The organism is Nostoc sp., from assembly GCF_036917535.1.
In the GTDB taxonomy this organism is placed as follows: Bacteria; Cyanobacteriota; Cyanobacteriia; order Cyanobacteriales; family Nostocaceae; genus Nostoc.
The window spans coordinates 90023-109619 of record NZ_JBALDA010000063.1 but is presented as its reverse complement, the minus strand read 5'-3'; the positions used below and the strand labels follow the sequence as shown (position 1 = coordinate 109619).

At 40.6% G+C, this 19597-nt stretch carries 27 protein-coding genes and 1 pseudogene; 19 read left to right on the top strand and 9 right to left on the bottom strand.

Annotation, left to right across the window (positions count from 1 at the left end):
- The first annotated feature begins 79 nt into the window (after positions 1 to 79).
- Positions 80 to 1024, top strand: a complete 945-nt coding sequence (locus V7K56_RS20885) for an NAD(P)-dependent alcohol dehydrogenase (RefSeq protein ID WP_334913163.1) — start codon at positions 80 to 82, stop codon at positions 1022 to 1024.
- A gap of 318 nt (positions 1025 to 1342) precedes the next feature.
- On the opposite strand, the gene V7K56_RS20880 is transcribed toward V7K56_RS20885, so the two are convergent.
- Positions 1343 to 2683, bottom strand: coding sequence for a PQQ-dependent sugar dehydrogenase (locus V7K56_RS20880; RefSeq protein ID WP_334913161.1), 1341 nt, complete (start codon positions 2681 to 2683; stop codon positions 1343 to 1345).
- Between the two features lie 460 nt (positions 2684 to 3143).
- On the opposite strand from V7K56_RS20880, the gene V7K56_RS20875 reads away from it, so the two are divergent.
- The 6 genes from V7K56_RS20875 to V7K56_RS20850 all read left to right on the top strand — a co-directional run bounded on the left by V7K56_RS20875 (position 3144) and on the right by V7K56_RS20850 (position 5698).
- Entirely contained in the window at positions 3144 to 3368 is a 225-nt protein-coding gene (locus V7K56_RS20875) for a type II toxin-antitoxin system HicB family antitoxin (protein ID WP_334913159.1), read from the top strand.
- A gap of 25 nt (positions 3369 to 3393) precedes the next feature.
- The gene (locus V7K56_RS20870; protein ID WP_334913157.1) at positions 3394 to 3648 is read left to right on the top strand and encodes a hypothetical protein; all 255 of its coding nucleotides are present in this window, start codon (positions 3394 to 3396) and stop codon (positions 3646 to 3648) included.
- Between the two features lie 9 nt (positions 3649 to 3657).
- The gene (locus tag V7K56_RS20865; RefSeq protein WP_334913155.1) at positions 3658 to 4101 is read left to right on the top strand and encodes an HNH endonuclease; all 444 of its coding nucleotides are present in this window, start codon (positions 3658 to 3660) and stop codon (positions 4099 to 4101) included.
- Positions 4102 to 4191: 90 nt separating this feature from the next.
- On the top strand, positions 4192 to 4668 hold the full coding sequence (locus V7K56_RS20860; RefSeq protein ID WP_334913153.1) for a hypothetical protein: 477 nt from the start codon (positions 4192 to 4194) through the stop codon (positions 4666 to 4668).
- Between the two features lie 396 nt (positions 4669 to 5064).
- The gene (locus tag V7K56_RS20855; RefSeq protein WP_334913151.1) at positions 5065 to 5466 is read left to right on the top strand and encodes a transposase family protein; all 402 of its coding nucleotides are present in this window, start codon (positions 5065 to 5067) and stop codon (positions 5464 to 5466) included.
- Complete coding sequence (locus V7K56_RS20850) at positions 5417 to 5698, top strand: hypothetical protein (protein WP_334913149.1); 282 nt, start codon at positions 5417 to 5419, stop codon at positions 5696 to 5698. The genes V7K56_RS20855 and V7K56_RS20850 overlap by 50 nt, the downstream gene beginning before the upstream one ends.
- A gap of 235 nt (positions 5699 to 5933) precedes the next feature.
- On the opposite strand, the pseudogene V7K56_RS20845 reads toward V7K56_RS20850, so the two are convergent.
- The 3 genes and pseudogenes from V7K56_RS20845 to V7K56_RS20835 form a co-directional block, all read right to left on the bottom strand.
- Positions 5934 to 6335, bottom strand: a pseudogene (locus V7K56_RS20845) (Uma2 family endonuclease); the annotation flags it as partial.
- Between the two features lie 223 nt (positions 6336 to 6558).
- Positions 6559 to 6765: a hypothetical protein gene (locus V7K56_RS20840; protein WP_442940127.1), complete on the bottom strand. Its 207-nt coding sequence runs from the start codon at positions 6763 to 6765 to the stop codon at positions 6559 to 6561.
- Between the two features lie 183 nt (positions 6766 to 6948).
- Positions 6949 to 7764 carry an Rpn family recombination-promoting nuclease/putative transposase gene (locus V7K56_RS20835; protein WP_334913147.1) on the bottom strand — a complete coding sequence of 272 codons (816 nt, stop codon included), beginning with the start codon at positions 7762 to 7764 and terminating at the stop codon, positions 6949 to 6951.
- A 5-nt stretch (positions 7765 to 7769) separates the two neighbouring features.
- Here V7K56_RS20835 and V7K56_RS37180 point away from each other — a divergent pair, with 5 nt between their 5' ends.
- Positions 7770 to 8015, top strand: a complete 246-nt coding sequence (locus V7K56_RS37180) for a DUF6888 family protein (protein ID WP_442940126.1) — start codon at positions 7770 to 7772, stop codon at positions 8013 to 8015.
- Positions 7999 to 8235 carry a DUF6887 family protein gene (locus tag V7K56_RS20830; RefSeq protein ID WP_322729734.1) on the top strand — a complete coding sequence of 79 codons (237 nt, stop codon included), beginning with the start codon at positions 7999 to 8001 and terminating at the stop codon, positions 8233 to 8235. Before V7K56_RS37180 ends, V7K56_RS20830 begins: the two co-directional genes overlap by 17 nt.
- An 84-nt stretch (positions 8236 to 8319) precedes the next feature.
- Here the strand turns inward: V7K56_RS20830 and V7K56_RS20825 are convergent, their stop codons facing one another.
- The 3 genes from V7K56_RS20825 to V7K56_RS20815 all read right to left on the bottom strand — a co-directional run bounded on the left by V7K56_RS20825 (position 8320) and on the right by V7K56_RS20815 (position 11138).
- A complete protein-coding gene (locus V7K56_RS20825) occupies positions 8320 to 8709 on the bottom strand; it encodes a type II toxin-antitoxin system VapC family toxin (RefSeq protein WP_334913142.1) in 390 nt (129 codons plus the stop codon).
- Positions 8710 to 8764: 55 nt separating this feature from the next.
- Positions 8765 to 8935, bottom strand: coding sequence for a type II toxin-antitoxin system Phd/YefM family antitoxin (locus V7K56_RS20820; protein ID WP_442940125.1), 171 nt, complete (start codon positions 8933 to 8935; stop codon positions 8765 to 8767).
- 208 nt (positions 8936 to 9143) lie between these two features.
- A complete protein-coding gene (locus V7K56_RS20815) occupies positions 9144 to 11138 on the bottom strand; it encodes a serine/threonine-protein kinase (RefSeq protein ID WP_334913140.1) in 1995 nt (664 codons plus the stop codon).
- On the opposite strand from V7K56_RS20815, the gene V7K56_RS20810 reads away from it, so the two are divergent.
- The 10 genes from V7K56_RS20810 to V7K56_RS20765 all read left to right on the top strand — a co-directional run bounded on the left by V7K56_RS20810 (position 11109) and on the right by V7K56_RS20765 (position 17281).
- Positions 11109 to 11438 (top strand): DUF6888 family protein, encoded by a 330-nt coding sequence (locus tag V7K56_RS20810; RefSeq protein WP_334913138.1) that lies wholly within the window; start codon positions 11109 to 11111, stop codon positions 11436 to 11438. The two genes, V7K56_RS20815 and V7K56_RS20810, sit on opposite strands and share 30 nt — an antisense overlap.
- Complete coding sequence (locus V7K56_RS20805; RefSeq protein WP_334913136.1) at positions 11428 to 11673, top strand: DUF6887 family protein; 246 nt, start codon at positions 11428 to 11430, stop codon at positions 11671 to 11673. The genes V7K56_RS20810 and V7K56_RS20805 overlap by 11 nt, the downstream gene beginning before the upstream one ends.
- A 991-nt stretch (positions 11674 to 12664) precedes the next feature.
- Entirely contained in the window at positions 12665 to 13438 is a 774-nt protein-coding gene (gene cysE, locus V7K56_RS20800; protein ID WP_334913134.1) for a serine O-acetyltransferase, read from the top strand.
- The gene (locus V7K56_RS20795; protein WP_334913132.1) at positions 13435 to 13665 is read left to right on the top strand and encodes an Asr1405/Asl0597 family protein; all 231 of its coding nucleotides are present in this window, start codon (positions 13435 to 13437) and stop codon (positions 13663 to 13665) included. The genes cysE and V7K56_RS20795 overlap by 4 nt, the downstream gene beginning before the upstream one ends.
- A 302-nt stretch (positions 13666 to 13967) precedes the next feature.
- Complete coding sequence (locus V7K56_RS20790; RefSeq protein WP_104909030.1) at positions 13968 to 14165, top strand: DUF2949 domain-containing protein; 198 nt, start codon at positions 13968 to 13970, stop codon at positions 14163 to 14165.
- A 368-nt stretch (positions 14166 to 14533) separates the two neighbouring features.
- Positions 14534 to 15667 carry a homocitrate synthase gene (nifV, locus tag V7K56_RS20785; protein WP_334913130.1) on the top strand — a complete coding sequence of 378 codons (1134 nt, stop codon included), beginning with the start codon at positions 14534 to 14536 and terminating at the stop codon, positions 15665 to 15667.
- Positions 15654 to 15941, top strand: a complete 288-nt coding sequence (locus V7K56_RS20780; RefSeq protein WP_334913128.1) for a nitrogen fixation protein NifZ — start codon at positions 15654 to 15656, stop codon at positions 15939 to 15941. Before nifV ends, V7K56_RS20780 begins: the two co-directional genes overlap by 14 nt.
- Positions 15916 to 16119 (top strand): putative nitrogen fixation protein NifT, encoded by a 204-nt coding sequence (nifT, locus tag V7K56_RS20775; protein WP_069070440.1) that lies wholly within the window; start codon positions 15916 to 15918, stop codon positions 16117 to 16119. The genes V7K56_RS20780 and nifT overlap by 26 nt, the downstream gene beginning before the upstream one ends.
- Positions 16120 to 16329: 210 nt before the next feature.
- Positions 16330 to 16878, top strand: coding sequence for a (2Fe-2S) ferredoxin domain-containing protein (locus V7K56_RS20770; protein WP_334913199.1), 549 nt, complete (start codon positions 16330 to 16332; stop codon positions 16876 to 16878).
- A gap of 250 nt (positions 16879 to 17128) precedes the next feature.
- A complete protein-coding gene (locus V7K56_RS20765) occupies positions 17129 to 17281 on the top strand; it encodes a hypothetical protein (protein ID WP_334913125.1) in 153 nt (50 codons plus the stop codon).
- Between the two features lie 63 nt (positions 17282 to 17344).
- Here V7K56_RS20765 and V7K56_RS37175 read toward each other — a convergent pair whose 3' ends face one another.
- On the bottom strand, positions 17345 to 17719 hold the full coding sequence (locus V7K56_RS37175) for a DUF3011 domain-containing protein (RefSeq protein WP_442940129.1): 375 nt from the start codon (positions 17717 to 17719) through the stop codon (positions 17345 to 17347).
- A 486-nt stretch (positions 17720 to 18205) separates the two neighbouring features.
- Entirely contained in the window at positions 18206 to 19135 is a 930-nt protein-coding gene (locus V7K56_RS20755; RefSeq protein ID WP_334913121.1) for a PEP-CTERM sorting domain-containing protein, read from the bottom strand.
- Between the last annotated feature and the right edge of the window lie 462 nt (positions 19136 to 19597).

The following is a 19597-nucleotide window of genomic DNA, read 5'->3' as shown; positions in this document are numbered from 1 at the left end:
GTTTTTCGTAGACATCGCTACACTGTAGTCATAAGCTGTTTAAGTTCATTCAGTCAAACAGGGTAGTAGGAGGAATGCGATGAAAGCAGTGGTTATCCGTCGGTATGGCGATGCTCAGGTGTTGCAGTATGAAGATGTGGAACAACCAAAAATTAAGCCAACGCAGTTACTTGTGAAAGTTCGTGCGAGTAGTGTCAATCCCGTTGATTGGAAAATCCGCAAAGGAATGTTGAGTTTGCTTACAGGCAGCAAATTCCCGAAGATTTTAGGGTTTGATGTGGCGGGAGATGTGGTAGAAGTTGGCTCTCAAGTCACACATTTTAAACCAGGAAATGCTATTTATGGCAGTACTAGTTTCCCTGGAGGAGGTTATGCCGAATTTGTCGCTATTCCAGAGAACTTGGCGGTACTCAAACCAACGAATCTGTCTTATGAAGAAGCTGCGGCTGTACCTCTTGCAGCACTGACAGCTCTACAAGCGCTACGAGATGGAGGAAATATTCAAACAGGACAAAATGTTTTAATTAATGGTGCTGCGGGGGGTGTGGGAAGTTTTGCGGTGCAAATTGCCAAGGCTTTCGGGGCAGTGGTGACGGGAGTTAGCAGTACTAAAAATTTGGATTTGGTGAAATCTTTAGGAGCAGACCGCGTAATTGATTATACGCGGCAAGATTTCACCGCAGATACAACGCAGTACGATATCATTTTTGATGCAGTGGGTAAGCGATCGCTCTCTCAAACCAAAAAAGTCCTCAAATCCAATGGCATATATATCACCACGCTACCCAGTTCGGAAACGGCTGTGCAAAGCGTCTTAACAGCGTTTCTTCCCGGTCAAAAAGCAAAATTGGTGTTTGAAAAACCCAACGCCAAAGACTTACTTTATCTCAAAGAATTGATTGAAGCTGGTAAAATTCGTGCAGTCATTGATCGCACATTTCCCTTACAAGAATTAGCTGCGGCTCATAGTTATAGTGAAAGCGAACGTGCAGTGGGGAAAATTGCGATCGCAGTTGCTAATTGATTGCTATTCTTAGGATTACGAGAAATTACTAAATAAAGCTCCGCAATTCCGGCAAAATGCTGTTATATCATATCTGCTGATTAGTTTACAGCGAACAGCCGAAAAAAGCGTTTTGTATACCTATCTCTGAAGTAATGGGTATACAAGACGTTTTTTGTAAGCCAAAAGCAGTACAGGCGGCTTGTTCACTTAATGAACTAATAGTGTCATTCCCAACAATCTTTAAGTCATCTTCATTGGCTTTGTATACTCTTATAACTGTACGAAAAGACTGGGAAACTCCAGTAAAAATAAGGCTATTGTAACCTTAACCTGTAGTTACGGTGTGTAGGAAAGCTTGTAGATAGTGCCGCTGTAGTCATCCGAAATTAGCAAATTACCTTGTCGGTCTACTACCATATCCACAGGTCGCCCCCAGGTTTCTTGTGTTGCTGGAACTACCCAATCGGTGACTAAATCTATCTCCTGCCCTGGGGTCTTTGTCGTACTGTTCCAGGGAAAGTAAACTATTTTGTAGCCCGTTTTCTTCTGCCGATTCCATGAACCATGCAGCGCTGTCACTACCCCATTTGAGTATAGGCTGGGAAAGTTGGTATTTTGTAAGAATGTTAGTCCCAAGGGAGCTGAATGGGCTTGGATACCTTTGCTAATCCTGTCCATTGCATTACAATTAACCTTTCCATCACGATTGAACTGATAGTCCCAGTCAAATAGCAGATTGTTGAGGCTGTTTAACCTGTCAGAATTGGGATTGCAGAATGGCCAACCGTAGTTACCGCCATCTCGGACTTTCGTAAACTCCTCTGGTGGGTGGTTGTCTACGTAGGAGGGGATAATCTTACCGTAATTGCCACTGCTATCTTTGAAGGGATAGGCGATGTTATCTCGATTATTAGCGACTACCCAAAGGTCATTTGTACCAGGTAAGAATGCTAACCCTTCAGCATTACGTAAACCTTGGGCAAAAAGTCGCTGATTGGTTCCATTAGCGTTGTACTGGTAAATTGCACCGCGTTTTGGAGTACTGACAGTATCTTCTTTACAGGCATTGCATGTAGAGGCGATCGACACGTACAGTTTGTGGTTGGCATCAAGTGCGATATTTTTCAGTTCGTGACCATAAGCGCCTCTAAGTTCTGAGGTGCTGCTGTCTGGTAAGCCAGTTACAACGATTTGACGATTTTTCGCAATTAAGTCTCCAGATTTGTAGATGAAACGGTTAATCTGATTACTCTCAGAGATATAAATGTATGTGGTCTTGTCAATCTGATGAAACACAATGTCGTGTGGTTTACGTAGACCCGTCACGAAGTCAGAAATAATTGGGTCTTTGCTGCCATTTGGCCGGACGATTAACACTTTACCGGAATTGGGCTGTGATACTAGAAGATCCCCATTGGGAGCAACTGCCATAAAGCGAGCTTGCTTAATTCGAGCATAAACAGAGACGGAGAAATTGGGCGGCACTTTCAAGTAACGGTTAGTGTTAAAGGGTGCAGAGGTCATTGTACTAGGCACTTTCAGCTTGGTTTCAACAGACGCAGCAGGCGGTTGACTGCTCGCTGTAGTGGTAAAAACCTCTAAGGATATCAGACTAAGTAGTGATGCGGATAGAATACGTCCGAGCATCTGTGTTGGTTTTAGAGTAAATGCAACCATTTGGAAACTTCCCTTTAGCTTGTTAGTAATCTATATTACACATAAATCTCGGCTAGCCGATTTTACCGAGAGTCAGAATAAAGCTAACTTAAAGGTATTATTTTTTTGAAATACTTAAAATATCTTTATCTACTGTGATTTTTTCTAACTCATCAAAAAATGGGTGAACCGAGAGTTATAAAATAATACACTTGGGTTAAAGGAGACAGGGCTTGGTGGGGGAGACAAAGGAGAATTTCTTCTTGTCCTTCTTATCATTGTCCCCAAGTCCTCCTTGTCCCCCAAGTCTCAAGCGTGAAGAGAAGATGCACAAAGCCAAGCGTATTGAGTTATAAAAAAGGCAGAAAGCTATCATTATCGCTGGCAAAGATGGTAGCGACGCCAAACCTTATTTAGAAAAGCAAGTTAATGAAGCACTAGAAGAACTAAATAAAATTAAAGAAGACGAGGAGACAGAAGAATGAAATATACAATCGTGATTCAATGGTCAGAAGAAGACGATTGTTATGTGGTTTTGCTGCCTGATTTTACTAATATAATGCAGCCTTGCACTCACGGAGAGACTTATGAAGAAGCTCTGAAAAATGCTCAGGAAGTTTTAGAAATGCTGATTGAAACATATTTAGCTGATGGTGAACCCCTACCAGAGCCTAAGACGCTAGGAAAATCTTTGGAAGTTGCATAAAATTTAGGAATTAAAAGGGTAGCTTATGAACACATCTGTAAATACTATCAAAGTATACGACGAAATTATAGAGTTTATTGCTGCTGGAACCACTCCCCAAAGCGTTATCGATTTCAAACTCTCAGATGCAGCGAAAGACCGTTTAGAAGATTTGGTTTATCGTGCAAAAACTGAAAGTCTTACTGGAAGTGATCAGCAAGAGTTGAATTATTTCCTCATGCTAGAGCATATTATGACTTTAGCAAAAGCAAAGGCTCATCAGTACGTTAACCCTCAATAAGTATTCAATATGTCTCGTCCATATATTAATGCAGAACTACGGCGTTTAGTTGCTGATCGCGCCGAGCATATTTGCGAGTACTGTCTCGTCTCTGAAGTAGATAGATCGTCAGGTTGTCAAGTTGACCATATCATCAGTGTTAAACACGGCGGCGCTACAACAGCAGATAATCTCTGCTATGCCTGTATCTTCTGTAACCTGCAAAAAGGGACGGATTTGGGATCAATTAATTGGCAAACTGGCGAACTTGTGCGGTTTTTTAACCCACGCAGAGACTTTTGGGGTGAGCATTTTCAACTAGATGAGGCTGTAATTCAATATCAAACAGAATTTGGAGAAGTCACCGCACGCATCCTAGATTTTAATGGCGATGAAAGGCTTGTAGAGCGACAAGCTTTGATTGCATCTGGTCAGTATCCCTCAGCATCGGCGCTAAAACAGATAAATAAATGAGTTATGATGTGCGATCGCATCCACCAATGGGAATTATATACTTAGCAACTATTGCTACTTTATTAATCAAACTCCCAAGGTAAATATACGATGGCCTATCAAAATATTACAGCCTCCCTTTCTCCACAAGATATCCAAGAAATTAAAGCCGCACTACAGAAAGTTCAACAAAAACTCCCCTTTTTAATTACTCTCAGCACTGAAGAACGGCGTAAGTTAGTAAAAATGGGCGATAAAAGTCTAGCCTTTGTGAACAATAGCATTACTGCTGCTCAATCTAACCGCGAAATTCTTCCAGCCACTTTTGACGTTGAAGAACTGGTTCAAGATTATCAATTAGCAGCTGCGCTTACCGAACTTTTAATCTCCATGCAGCAACTCACCGAACAGGTAGATGATACCCTAATGGCTGTCGGTAGTGAAGCGATGACTAGCAGTTTGACAGTTTATGATTACGTGAAGACTGCATCGAAAAAGACTCCCGGTTTAAAGACTGTCGCTGAACAGTTAGGCGAACGTTTTAAAGCTATCAAAGGTAGACCGACTAAAGCTGCATCTGGTTCTTGAGTCTTTGATACTCATTAATGAGCCTTTGAACTCCATTAATGAACCTTTGGACTCCATTAATCAGCCTTTGATACTCATTAATGAGTCCTGGAACTCCATTAATGAGTCTTTGGACTCCATTAATCAGCATTTGAACTCCATTAATGAACCTTTGGATTCCATTAATCAGCCTTTGATACTCATTAATGAGTCTTTGGATTCCATTAATCAGCCTTTAATACTCGTTAATGAGCCTTTGAACTCCATTAATGAGTTTCGATTAATTCTAGTAATTGTTGTTGTGGCAGTGTACAAAAATATCCCACCCTAACCCTCCCCTTAGAAAGAGGAGGGAACAAGATTTTTTATTTCCCCCCTTTATAAGGCAGGGCTGTTTCATTCCCTAAAAGATGTAAAATGACAAGCGTCGAGGGGATGAAAACAATGGGTGCAAATCTGATTGAACAACTACGGCAAGTAAAAGATTTTCGAGTCAAAGATGGGCAAAGACATCAATTGTGGATGGTATTGCTGTTTGTGATTATGGGAACAATGAGCGGCTACGTAGGATATCGTGCATGGGGAGACTTTGTAAAACGTCATCGTCGTGTATTAATTGATAAATTCAGAATTGAAAAACATGGCGTGCCATCAACCTCGACAATCCGTCGGATACTAATAGGAGTAGACTTTGATATTCTTGCCAAAATATTTAATCAGTGGGCGCAAAACTACGTTCATGTGGATACATCCGAGTGGTTTGGAATTGATGGTAAAAGTATCATTTGCCAAAGGTATTCGCGGACATTGGGGGATTGAGAATCGTCTTCATTGGGGAGGCAGCGCCGTGGGCGGGTTTCCCGACTTGAGGCGACTGCCGTTTAAGGATGTGATTTTTAATGAAGATCATTCGACTATACGTAAGGGGAATGCCCCTGCAAATCTATCGGTACTCCGAACGATGCCTTCGGCAAGGCTTCGCCAACGCACTCAATATTTGGCGCCGAAATGGTTATTCCTCCATCACCTCAGCCCAGATATTTACCTCTAATGATATTGACAAACTCTTATCCTTTGTGGAATGAAACAGCCCTGCCCTTAGAAAGGGGGAATTAAGGAGGGTAAGGATGTACTTCATTTAGATGCAAAATCCTGTATAACCTAATATAACTATAGGTGTTAACCATAATTTTTTCAGATTTAGTAGCAAGTTATTTTGATTTGAGTTTAGGTTACTTTAGTTATATCTGACTATATTCAGTCACAGCATCATATTGGTCAGCCATTCACGCATATTTTGCTAATAAATCTAAATCTAAATTAGGCAATAAAGTACTTCTAGTAACTTTTATATAACTATCACCTTGCAAACAATAAACTGATAACAAACCATCTTCCCAAAACCAAACTTCAGGTACTCGCAACCGCTGATAAATTTCTAGCTTATTAATTCCACCACTGGTGACAGTTATTTCCAAAATTAAATCGGGAATAGGTTTTTTTGCTCCGAAATTATAAGACTCATCCGGTTCCCGTCGCGTTTTGTCTGACTTTTTACCGATGGTTGCACTTCCTCGTCCATAAAACCGGATCTTTTTCGTCCGCATATAGACTTCCAGCAACATCGCCAGAGTTTTTTTACTGTCCTCATGGTCGTCAGAAAGTGGGGACATAATTTCGAGAATATTATCTAAATAAGTTAGTCATGCGCTTGTCCCTGTAAGGGTGACATCAAGCTGTTCTAACTGTTCCCAGCTGACATTGTACAGAAGAACATAGGAAGTCTCAGCAGTCGTAGGGTTTCCCAGCAAAGGGGAAGACATAAGTTAAACCTAATTAGTGGCTTGTTTCTATCATAGAACTGAGATGTCATAGACCCAGATAATTAAGATTAATATGCGATCGCGGCAATTACTCCGGCGATCGCTTTTGCTGTTCTACTTGCTGAACTTGTGCAACATCTAAATCCAACGCCTGCGCTATCTGTTCTACAGTTAAACCCAGTGCTAAAAGTTTAGGTACAGCTTCTAATTTTGCTTCTAAACGTCCTTCTTGGTAAACCCACGTTTGCTTTGAATCGCTTAAGCCAAACATTGCTTCTATCTCCTTGCGACTCATTTTGGTTACGATATCTGTCAATTATTAGTGGCGCAACTTGTCATTTGATATCGCTCGGCATAGCTCTGGATCATCTTGATTAATGTGCAATAGTACTCAAAACTCCTAACTCAGCACTCACTACTCTACTAAAGTAGTTGATGGGAGGCGAGCGCACTTAGGAATAGACTGCGATCGCGGCAATTATTCCGGTGATCGCCCAAGCTGTGCTGCTTCTTGAACTTGTGCAATGTCCAAATCCAACGCTTGTGCTACCTGTTCTTGGGTTAAACCCAGTGCTAACAGTTTAGGGATAGCTTCTAATTTGGCTTCTAAACGTCCTTTTTGTTCACCTTCTTGTTTACCTTCTTCTCTAGCTTCTTGATAAACTCGTGTCTGCTTCAATTCACTTAATCCAAACATTACTTCTATCTCCTTTTGACTCATTTGCGGAAATTTATAAACTAAGATTGTCTCAATCAATTCTAGTAATTGTTTTTGTGGCAGTTGTAAATTTACTGCTTGCTGGGTGCGGTTGATTAATTCCTTGGCGCTGTTAATAGCTGTATTTTCGTCTTCAATTACTAATTTTATCGTAGCAATGCCTATTGGTAAGGATGCAGCTGAGCCTAATTCATCTAGGTAAATTCTACTGATACGCTGGCTGTGGAAGAATTCTAAGAAATCTTCTTGAACTCCTATATCAATATTTCTAGTAGGATAAATCACCACTCCTCGCCAAGGATTTTTGCGTCTATTTTGGCGTAAGTATAAAGAAATTTCTGATACTAAGCATAAGTAAATCTCTGTGTCTGGTTGAAACTGAACCTCAACAAAATAAATCGGCACTTCTCGATCTTGGATGGGCAGAAATACACCATCAATTCTGAAGGCTGTTTGCTTGACTTCAACTGAAGAAAATTGGTATAAATTTGCTGTTTCGCCTGAGTTGCCAATTAGTTCAAAGAAGATATGGGGAAATTCTTTAAATAAGCGATAAAATATGCTGTCGGTTTTCACTCTAGATGTTGTATCACTGTAGGGCTTATATTATTCATGTCACAATTGAGGAAAATACTATATATCCCAATGCACAACAAGCTATAACTTGTTTAATAGTTTGTCAAATGTTGTCTAACTACTATCGAGACATCCGGTTGTTCAGATTTGATGACAAGACTGGAGATGTATATATTTTGGCAGGTGATAACCTACAAATTATCGTACCCTCTCATGAACCTTGGAGGTTTGTAAATGAAACCGAACTTTGAACAGATGAGTGTACCTGAGTTGAGAAAGTATGTATTAGAACACCGTGATGATATGGAAGCTATGCGTGCGCTGTTTCATCATCCTAGTCTGAAATGGAAAACTATGCCTCCATTGGCTACAGCAGATGGAATACAAGTAGAGGAAAATATTCGCATAGCTGAGGAAGCGATTAAACAGATAATTGATGCGGAAAATAGCCGTGACAATAATGAATCTTAGAGATAAGAGTGTTGTTGGTTCTCATACTTCGCTACGCGACGCTGACGGGAACAATCCAATCTACAAAATCTCTCAAAGTCAATATTACCAAAGTCTCGTAATCAAATAAGCATCAAATGCTATATCTATACTAATAATAATTGGAATTTTCTCTACCATTGCTTGAGCAATTAAAATTCTATCAAAGGGGTCACGATGTTGTAAGGGTAGGGTAGTAATTACATCAATGTGGTCGAGATTGATATTGAGTAGTTTAAAATCATTGAATGCTATTTGTTGCTCGATAAAAGTCTTAATTGGTAAACTAAAACTTAGCTTACCAATGCTTTGTTTGATTGACATTTCCCACACACTAGCAATGCTGATGAGCTTTTCGTTATTTTGGTCTTCTATTAATAGCCTCATCTTGTTACTAAAACTTTTATGTCCTTGGAAAAACCAAATCCAAGTATGAGTATCTAGCAGTATCCGCATTACATATAATCCTGAAATTCTTATAATGGCTCATCAAAGTCATCTGAGATTGTAATCAAATCTTTAGCGCTACCAAATAAAGGAGAGCGTTTTTTTCTGGAATCACCGGAGTCAGTTTTACCACGGGCTGCTCATCTTTGGTAATAATAATTTCCTCGCCATTGATTGCTGCTGCGATTAATTCGTGTAAGTGTTGTGATGCTGCGTCAATCGTAATGTGTTGCATAACTATCACCATTTTATTAATTATTTTACAGCTATTTTTATAAGTTTATGCTTAGAGAAAACGGTTCAATGCGATTGAGAGCATGTCCAACTTCGGTAACAAATGTGTCTCCCATCTCGCGGCTAATATGAGCCAAGCATCTTGATTTTAGTTTAGGTTACTTTTTCTGTATCTAGCTAAATATTCAAAACTGCGAACTCAGCACCCACTACTTTAGCCGCCAAATTTTGATGGTCTTGTCATCACTACCACTGACAAGGGTTTTGCCATCTGGGCTGATGGCGACGGAACCAACCGAGTCAGAATGCCCTGTGAGGGTGCGGATTTCCTCTCCTGTTGCGAGATTCCACAGTTTGATGGTTTTGTCAGAACTACCACTAGCAAGGGTTTTGCCATCTGGGCTAATGGCGACGGAATGAACATAGTTATAGTTAGAATGTCCTGTAAGGGTACGGATTTCCTCTCCGGTTGCCAGATTCCACAGTTTGATGGTATCAAAACTACCACTAGCAAGAGTTTTGCCATCTGGGCTGATGACGAGGGAATTAACCGAGTAAGAATGCCCTGTGAGGGTGCGGATTTGCTCTCCGGTTGCCAGATTCCACAGTTTGATAGTTTTGTCCACACTACCACTGGCAAGGGTTTTGCCATCTGGGCTGATGGCGAGGTCCCAAACCGAGTCAGAATGCCCTGTAAGGTTGCGGATTTGCTCTCCGGTTTCGAGATTCCATAGTTTGATAGTTTTGTCAAAACTACCACTGGCAAGGATGTTACCATCTGGGCTGATGGCGACGGAACCAACTGAGTCAGAATGCCCTGTGAGAGTGCGGATTTGCTCTCCCGTTACCAGATTCCACAGTTTGATGGGGTAATCATAACTACCACTAGCAAGAGTTTTGCCATCTGGGCTGATGGCGAGGGAATTAACCGAGTAAGAATGCCCTGTGAGGGTGCGGATTTGCTCTCCTGTTGCTAGATTCCACAGTTTGATGGTCTTATCAGAACTACCACTGGCAAGGGTTTTGCCATCTGGGCTGATCGCGACGGAATAAACCTTGCTAGAATGCCCTGTGAGGGTTCTTTTTAAGAAAACATCGCTATCTTTGCTAGCAATTACAGATATGGGATTAGTTGGAAATAAGCCATAGCGAACATAGCCAATGAATTGGGTTAACACTAATCCTCCCAGAATAATAGCCACACCTGCGAGTAATCTTTGTGGCCATGCTACTGGCGTTGATATTGGAGGTTGAGAAGGTACTGTAACAGGTAGTGAAGCTGGCACTGGAATTACTGGCTGAGTTGGGGGTATTAAAGGTGGCAGGGGATTTAAATCTTGTAAAACTTCCTCGGCTGACTGATAACGCTGCTGATATTCTTCTTGTAACAATTTATCTAGCACACGCCCCAAATTCTGACTCACGCTTTGCTGCAAATGCTGTCGCCAACTCGCAACCCAACTATAACCTTGTCGTTTCCAAAGTTCCGAAGGGTGAATTCCACTCAGCAGGTGAAAGCAGGTTACACCGATACTATATAAATCACTGGCTGGGTAAGCTTCACCCCCCTCCATCTGTTCCAGTGGCGCATAACCAAAGGAACCAATAGTTGTTCCTACCTGCGTCATCACCGTTGCTGTCAGTTGCTTGGATGCACCAAAGTCAATGAGTACCAATTTCCCATCACTGCAACGAATGATATTCTCTGGCTTGATATCGCGGTGAATGACTTTGTATTGATGAACTGTTTTGAGAATATCTAACAAATCAAGCAATAATTCTCTGACTTTTTGCTCGTTGAAAATTCCTTGCTGTTGTAATTCCGCTAATAAATTCTGCCCATCGATAAACTCTTGCACCAAATACAGGCGATTATCTTGCTCAAAATATGCCAACAGTGTGGGAATTTTGAGATGTTTTCCTAACTGTTGCAGTCGCTTTGCTTCTTGCTCAAATAGTTCCGTGGCTTTATTTAGCGCGCCTGTTCCCTGGACTTGCGGTGCAAATTGCTTGATGACACAATGCTCATTGAGTTTATCTATATCTTCTGCCAAATAAGTCTTACCAAATCCTCCGCCACCTAATGATTTAATCGGGCGATAGCAGTTTCTCAACACTACCAATCCTACACCGCAGTTTGAGCAAAACATTGTGCCATCAGGATTGGGCGGATTGTGGCAAGCTGGATTCAGGCAGCAGATCATAAACTGTGCTTCTGTGGGGAAATGTATTTATTATCGCTTAAGCACAACCCATTCTTTGTAGAAACCGCAAAATTAAAGCTTACTATTATCTATGTCACAATTGAGGAACAGACAATAAATCCAACCAACGAACAAGCCTTAGCCTGTGTACGTGTCTGCCAGATGTTATCTAATGGATATCGCAATATCCAACTATTCCGTTTTAATGAACTCAAGGGATACATATTCATTTTGGCAGGTGATAATATCCAAATCATGATTTTTCCTAGTGGAGACTGGAGGTTTATCGATGAAACCTAATTTTGCTCAAATGTCCACAAAAGAACTAAGAGCTTATGTACTTGCACATCGGGAAGATTTAGAAGCTTTAGATATGTTAGTTAGTCGCCATACTCCTGACTCAGAAGCAATTATATATCCGTCGATGTTTACTGAAGATGGTACGCCAATTGAAGAAAATATTCGCATTGCAGAAGAAGCGATTAGGCATCGCATTGAGCAAGCAAATCAAAGAAAGCAAGATTCTCAAAGTTAAGGCTTACTTTTCTGGGTTCAAGTTCTGTTTATTTTTGCCAGCGAGAATCTTCAAATTATTGTACCCGCCAATTGAAGAGAATATTCGCATTGCAGAAGAAGCAATTAGGCGGCGTGTTGAGGAAGCATATAGAAGAAAGTAAGATTCCCAAACTGTAATACTCGTTAATGAGTCTTTGAACTGCATTAATGAGTCTTTGAACTCCGTTTAAGTGGTTATGCAAAATTATTTATGTCATTGCAAACGAAGTGAAGCAATCCCAAAACCTTGCGATTGCTTCTCTTCGAGACGCTTCGCGAACGTTTCGCTCCGCTACACTCGCAATGACAATGTATATTTAATTTTGCACTACTACTTATCAGTCTCTACAAGTTTCGTGGCTAGGGTAGCATAGCTTTACGCCGCTACAGCAATCAGCAATTATTTAACTGCTATGAGAATATCTACTTATTATGCCGTTTTAAGATTTTGCGATCGCTATTCCCACACATCTATAATAATAAGAAAACAGTTACGATGAGCGATAACTATATTTTGAAACGTATACATACATACAGACAGTAAATCCTAAAAGAAAATAAAGAAACCTGTGTTTCGTCTAATCCAATAATAAGATACTAATAGTAATAGGATATACAAAAAATAGATTTGTAGCCTTATCAAATTCATGCTTGAGTACATCTGAGTACAGCTTAATATATTGCAAAATATCTCGATTAAATCTTAGCAAAGGCTTACAGGTAAAGTTTTTTGTAGCGAGCACAGAAATTCTTAACCCCTACCCCAAAAATACTAGTACCCCCATCATTAAATACTAGCGCCCCTACCCCTAGATAAATTTTAAATTTATGTTAAGTAGGGGTTTCGCCGTTTGAGTACAACCTCAATCAATCCAATAAATCCAATCAGCATTGGATCTTCTATCGAGTTGGAAGTCACCTGATATAAGCATAAAAAAGCAGATGACTCATTCACCAGATAGACATTACCGATGCAACAGTCTTTAGACAGTATTAGCGATCGCCAAACTACCAAAACGCAGGATTCTGCCCACACATCCATGCTGAAAAATCTCCTCTCTGGCGTTTTTTTTGAGCCATTATTGAGTGATTTTCGCATTATCTTTGAGCGCGATCCCGCAGCAAGGAATTGGCTAGAGGTAGTATTTTGCTACCCTGGATTGCACGCGCTATGTTTGCATCGTCTTGCTCACTGGTTACATGGTCGAGGAGTCGGTTTTATCCCCCGCTTAATTTCTCATTTGGGGCGATTTTTGACCGGAATTGAAATTCACCCAGGTGCAGAGATTGGTCAAGGCGTGTTTATCGACCACGGAATGGGAGTTGTCATTGGCGAAACTGCGATCGTCGGCGACTATACACTGATTTACCAGGGCGTCACCCTTGGCGGAACTGGTAAAGAAACTGGTAAGCGTCATCCCACAGTGGGGAAAAATGCAGTGATTGGGGCGGGTGCGAAAGTTTTGGGTAATCTGCAAATTGGCGATCGCGTCCGTATTGGTGCTGGTTCCATTGTCTTGCAGAATGTACCTAACGACTGCACAGTTGTGGGAGTTCCCGGTCGAATCATTTCTCGCAACGAAAGCGCCAGCCTTTCTCCTTTAGAACATGGAAAGCTACCCGATATGGAAGCAACCGTGATTAGTTCTTTGCTCTCGCGCATTGAGCAACTCGAAAAACAACTGCAAACTTTAAGGCAAGAGTCATTAGTCATTTGCAAAGGACAAAGGACAAAGGACAAATGACAAATCACATTTTGCAGATTCCTTTGAGCGATCGCTGGCGAATCTATCATCGCTTACAAGAGTTAAAAATTAACAGCTCTTGTCCCCCCGATGGTTCTTTGCGAGTGCAAGTGAACAATTTGCTCGAAGTAATTCTGATTCGCAGTACAGTTATGCAGTTTCTTGCTTCTCGTCACGAATTATTAGAGTGGCTAGAGCGTTGCTGGCATTATAGTGATGAGTCATGATTATTTCAAAAAGACCTAATTTAGAAACGATTAATCTTGAATTCATGACGCAAGTACTGGACTTCATCGTTTTTGTTCACTGATGCACAAAGCTCAAATAGGTTTAGAGTTTGAAGCTACTGTCTGCTAGCAGAATTTGTTGCAGACTGAGATGGATTAGACGGGGTTTAGATTTTGTTAGGTCTACTAATTCTGAAATTTTCCTGACATATAGCAACAATTAAAAAGGCGAAATTCCTAAATATAAATTGGAATCTCTGATTTTTAATCTTTTCCCAAATTAAGAAATTGAAAGTTCGATTATGCCGACTCGGAACAGAGATATAAAACTCCTCAATTTTTTGCACAATGAACTTGAACTTTCAAATGCCGATATTGCTGTAGCTCTGCGACACCGTGAATCAGAAAATGGCCCACTACCAATGCTCCTCTGGCAGTATGGTTTCGTTGATTTGGAGCAGCTAGGAAAAATTTTTGATTGGCTAGCAGACCAAAGTTAGCGAATTTCTCTTAGCTTTGTAGTACCATCACCTGCCTAAATTACACCAAAATGCACTAGAAAAGATGAGGTTATAAAGATGATTACATCCTTAATTGCTGGATTCTGTGTATTGCTTTGTTCGGGATTTGCTAATAGTTATATTAGTTCATTGCTAATCGAAGACATTTCAAATGACATCGGTAAAAACGATTAGCAAATTATACATTGTTTTAGTTCCCTGCCATACAGATGTCATGCTACTAATAGAGCAATAATTAAGGATCATGTATCCTACATTATGAATTGTGATATTTTTAGCATTTGTCATCGCTGGGGATTGTAGAGGGAAAGGATATTAAGAATACTTCCAAGAGAGGGATATTTGCAATGAATCAAATCATAATTAATGACACTACATTACGTGATGGCGAACAAGCAGCAGGTGTTGCCTTTACTCTACAAGAAAAAGTAGCGATCGCTAAGTTTCTCGATGCCATTGGTATACCGGAATTAGAAGTGGGTATACCAGCAATGGGTGACGAAGAAACGCGGGCGATCGCCGCAATCTCTCAATTGGGTTTACAAGCAAAACTCTTGGGCTGGAACCGTGCTGTGATCTCAGATATCAAGGCTTCCATCGCCTGTGGTTTGGACAGGGTGCATATTGCTATTCCCGTCTCTGGTATCCAAATTGCCGCTAAGTTTCACGGTCAGTGGCGAGTAAGTTTACAAAAACTCAAAGACTCAATTAACTTCGCCCTCGATCAAGGTCTTTGGGTAGCAGTCGGCGGCGAAGATTCTTCCAGGGCTGATGATAATTTCCTCTTAGATGTAGCACTTTATGCCCAAGAATGGGGTGCATCCCGGTTCCGCTTCTGCGACACTGTAGGAGTTCTCGACCCTTTCACCACCTACACCAAAGTCCAACGATTGGTTTCAGCGTTGACGATTCCCCTAGAAATCCACACGCATAATGATTTTGGTCTGGCAACTGCCAACGCCCTTGCGGGTATCAAAGCCGGAGCATCATCAGTGAGTACCACAGTTAACGGATTGGGTGAAAGGGCAGGAAATGCCGCATTAGAAGAAGTTGTCATGGCGATCAAACGCATCTACGGCGTTGATTTGGGCATTGACACTTCCAGTCTGCTGGAACTATCTCAACTAGTTGCAACCGCATCCGGTGCAGACTTACCACCTTGGAAAGCGATCGTTGGCGAAAATACCTTTGCTCACGAATCTGGCATCCATGCTCACGGGGTATTGCAAAATCCCATTACCTACGAACCATTTGCACCCGAAGAGGTGGGTTGGGAACGGCGTTTAGTAGTAGGTAAACATTCTGGACGGCATTTAGTTGCTAACTTGCTAGAACAGCATGGAATTTTCTTGAACTCCCAAGAAACCCAATCAGTTTTAGACGCAGTGCGCCATCAATCGGTACAGAAAAAACGCAGTTTGACGACAGAAGAATTATTGAATTTGGTCAGAGAACAGAGGTACTCTCATGCAACGCGATGAATTAGAACTAAACTTGCCACCTGCTTTTGAAATTGGTGAAAAAGTTAGAGTTCGGAAACTGCTCAAAAACGATGGTACCTTTCCTGGTAAAGAAATTGGGCAAGTTTTAGTGAATAAAGGAGATATCGGCTACGTAGCAAGTATAGGCACATATTTGCAAACTTCCTATATATATGCTGTGCATTTCTTAGAAACAGGGTTTGTCGTCGGCTGTATGAAAAAAGAACTAGAATCTGTTGAGGAATCTCATGAAAGTAATGCTACGCATGAATGACGCCGGCACTTTAGTAGTTTACGTTGCAAAAAAAGACCTGGAAGAAGAAGTCGTCAAACAAACCGATGGAAATGATGGCAAGATTCTCACTCTAGCAAATGGTTGGGAATTAGAATTTCGTGAATTGCCAGACACAGCAAATTTACCTCAAACAGTAGAAGCTAAACGCCTTGCATAACAAGAGTGGGGAGCAGGAGAGGACGGGACAAGGAAGACACGGGGGACAAGGGTGAATTATTGAACAAGTCTCTCTCCGAAGTTCTGATGCCTACGGCGGGCTGCGCCAACGCCGGAAGCCGGCGCTCAGACTTCTCTCCTTATCTCCCCCCTCTTCCTTGTCTACCTTGTCTCTTTCCAATGCCTAATGCCCAATAACTTTTTATCAATCATGGGTAATAAATATTTGACGTTATCAGAATTGAATCTTGAAGGACAGTTACTAGGTTTTGTTGGTGGTGAACCAGGAAAATATAAATATTTGCAATTAGCAGTTCCATCTGGAAATGTGGAAATTAAACTACCTAAAGAGTTGCGCCGTTCTCTAAGTTCATCCTTAGTTCCTGGTCAACGAGTTCGTGTTTGTGGTCATAGTAAGGTAGACTCGCGCACAAGTAAAGTAAAAATTAAAGCCTATCGTGTGACACCAATTGATGCGTGTCCAAAGCAAGATTTACCACCTAAACCCAAAGCGAGGATTATGGTATGTCAAAAGGGCGGTTGCCTCAAACGTGGTGGTAAAGGTTTATTATCAGAATTAGAAAAAACTTTGTGCGATCGCGGTTTGTTAGACAAAGTTAACATTGAACATACTAGTTGCCAAAAATGCTGTGGCAGCGCTCCCAACTGTGTTTTACAGCTTGGTAACAAGAAATACAAGAATATTCATCCTGAAGCGATCGCATCTTTGCTAGAAAGTCACTTAACTTCAGAGCAATAAACTTCTCTGGCTTTTCTTAAAATAATACGCAACTTTGTAGGGGTAAAATTTTTACCCCTATTTATTGTAAGTATTGCAATTAGCTAATACCAATTCTTTATGAAGCTGCGCTAAATAAAGCTTCAAGAATGAAATCATAAGAAGTGAGAGAAGCAATCATCTCAGGTGTAAGAGATAGCTTAAATACTAACTCAAACAACTGAGTAAAATTGGACTAATCGCTATGTCAATAAAATGCTTAAAGAGATAAATGAAATTCCAGATCCAACATTATTGGCAATGGGAACCTACTGAGAAAGGTAAGCAGTTTGCAGACTTTAACAATAGAGTAGTTAAGTGGAGTCCAGAACTAATTAACTTAATTGAACAGCAGTTACCTCAGCAGTTGAGGTTAGCTGTTTAAAGCATGTTCTGTGCTTGTAGCCTATTGTGCTTAACTATCTATATTGATGCAATACCCAGTTTACTATCTGTCATATCTATCATATCTGTCGTTTCTGTCATATCTGTCGTTTCTGTCGTTTCTGTCATATCTGTCGTTTCTGTCGTTTCTGTCATATCTGTCGTTTCTGCGATCGTCAACTGAAAACTCAGCTCGGCAACCATTTTTCACCCAAATACGATTTCTCCGATAGCCCCAATTTCCTCTACAACTGGTGTTAGACAATTGCCTGACAAGCCTCACTCTGCCTCTTGTATTTACCGAACAAGTATTCCTTCGATTATTTTGGCTTGAACAATTTATTATCTCTTGAGCCGAAGCTGGGGCAGCAATACTCAAAAGTGTACCGATACTAAGACTAGCAACCAGAAAGGTCGCAGCAATTGTGGGAAAGCGCATAATCATAATAAAATGCTAGATTTCAGAAACAAAAACTATAGTAATTCTAGCAAATTGCATTTAGAGCCAATGAATAAATCAGATTAAATGCAAAGAATATTTGCACTCTGAACTTCATCAAAGACAACAGGTTTTATCAAGCCGTTAAGCATTGCAAGCGAACAAACTCCCGGAAATTGGAAATTAGGTATTTGCTCTAACGAAAAATTAAATTCGCTAAGAGGTTGTTTGGATAATTACCAAAGTAGTTTTTATATTTGATAACTATCTGAGAAAAAAATGCCCTTACTTTCTCGCAAGGGCATTGAAATTTGACTACTTAATGTTTAGTGAGTAAATCTATACGGCTTGGGATACTTTTGACTTAAGCTTTATTCAAAATTCCATTACTCCAGCTATTATTTTTCTAAGAAAAAGTAGTCTTTTCTCTTGTCTATAATTACTGAAAATAAATTAAGCTGTATTGCAAACAGTCCCCACTTAATTCTACGATGACTTCTTGCGTCGCTTGCTACCAGCCAAAGCTATACCGACGATTCCTAAACCAGCGAGACTAGCAGGCTCAGGAGTTGATTGCACAATAGCAGATTTTTTGAATTGAAATGCAATGGTTTGTATGCCGTTGAACTTATTGGCATCATAGCCAGTGGCTAGCAACTGCTGAGTTACATCACCCTGTGCGAGAAACGAGATTCCACTCAGATATTTTCCAGAATCGATGACATTGAGATTAAATGTTTTGTCGTTGCCATTATTGGTAAAATAACTACTGGTCAAATCACCATAGCCAACAACACCACCACCTTGTTTCACCTGAGTTTCGTAAGAAATCCATCCATCTCCTGCTAAACCACCATATCCAACACTGTAGCCCTCTTTGCTATCAGCAACTGTCTTTGCTTGAACACCACTATAAACACCTAGTTGTTGTATCCCTGAAGCATTAACTGAGGAGAAATGAATACCAAACAAATCCCCACTGCTCATAGCATTTTCAAAGGTCTTACCGACTATATTGAAGAACAAATCACCATATCCAATCTGACCGCCTGCAGCACCCTGTTCAGCCTCTCCTGTTAACTTCATATTGCCATTGATTGCCACAATGACGCTGGTAGCAGTTTCTTTGATAGCCATACCAGAAATATCGTAGGGATTTACTTTCCCTGGCGCGGCACCAACCCAGTAGTTCCCGTTCATTCCATCTGTGTTTGAATCAAATGCATACTGCCAGCCGCTAGCATCAGTTGAGTTTTTACCCATCAAAAGACCGGTAGTGTCGTTCATACACTCCAAAGATATGCTAAATGCTGTTCCCTTTAAGTCGGAGGCATACGCTCCTTGACTAGCCACAAAGAAGATTCCAAAAGTGGTAATGCCAACCTTCAGTAAATTGAATAAGTTTTGAGTTTTCATATTTTATAATTCGATTGGTTTAAAAAATCACAATTTGTTGGACTTCTCTATTTATAATTTGAATTACAAATACAGAAAAGCGTGATTTTCCTGAAAATACAATGTGGATAAATTAACGGTAATTTTATAAAACTCAAATAAAAAATGATATATTTAGCTACAATTGCTTTTGTCTAAACCAATTGTTTTAAAAGTGAAATAGGAGCAAAGCAAAATAGGTCTAGCAACCTATGATTTTCTACACTTATTTAATTAGATAGCTTTCCAAAATTTTTGGGTTTGTGTAAACTTAATAAACCATATCCCGCCAGCATCTCCGTACAGATCCGTACAGGGTATCTAAACCTGCGCTCGCTATAGCAATCTTAAATGAGTCGTGAGAAAATACGAAATAAAGACAAGGATGTAATTACCAGCAAGTACAGAAAATATTAATGTGGATGCGTTAGCGTACCCTTCCGG